At 62.9% G+C, this 488-nt stretch carries 1 protein-coding gene; it reads right to left on the bottom strand.

Features of this window, described 5'->3' with window-relative positions:
• Positions 1-488: acyl-CoA dehydrogenase family protein (locus EN939_RS37435; RefSeq protein ID WP_206528488.1), on the bottom strand; the 488-nt coding region annotated here is incomplete at both ends.

The following is a 488-nucleotide window of genomic DNA, read 5'->3' as shown; positions in this document are numbered from 1 at the left end:
TTGTTCTCCTCGCCGATCAGCCAGCCGACGGCGCCGGGCTTGGCGCCTCCAAAGCCGTCGCCATAGATCATGGTGCAGGTCGGCGAGGCATGGATTCCGAGTTTATGCTCAAGTCCGGAACAGAAGACGTCGTTGCGGGCACCGAGCGCGCCATCGTCGCCAACCAGGAATTTCGGCACCAGGAACAACGATATGCCGCGCGTGCCGGCCGGCGCATCGGGCAGCCTTGCCAGCACGAGATGGATGATGTTGTCGGTGAAATCGTGCTCGCCATAGGTGATGAAGATTTTTTGGCCGAAGATGCGATAGCTGCCGTCACCCGCCGGCTCGGCGCGGGCGCGCAAGGCGGCGAGATCCGAGCCGGCTTGCGGCTCGGTCAGGTTCATCGTGCCCATCCACTCGCCGGAGACGAGCTTTTCGAGATATTTGGCCTTGAGGTCTTCGGAGGCGTGTTTGTCGAGCGCCTCGACCGCGCCCATGGTCAGCGT

The organism is Mesorhizobium sp. M7A.F.Ca.CA.002.05.1.1, assembly GCF_003998335.1.
Classification (GTDB): domain Bacteria; phylum Pseudomonadota; class Alphaproteobacteria; order Rhizobiales; family Rhizobiaceae; genus Mesorhizobium.
This window is presented reverse-complemented; position numbering and strand designations above follow the sequence as displayed.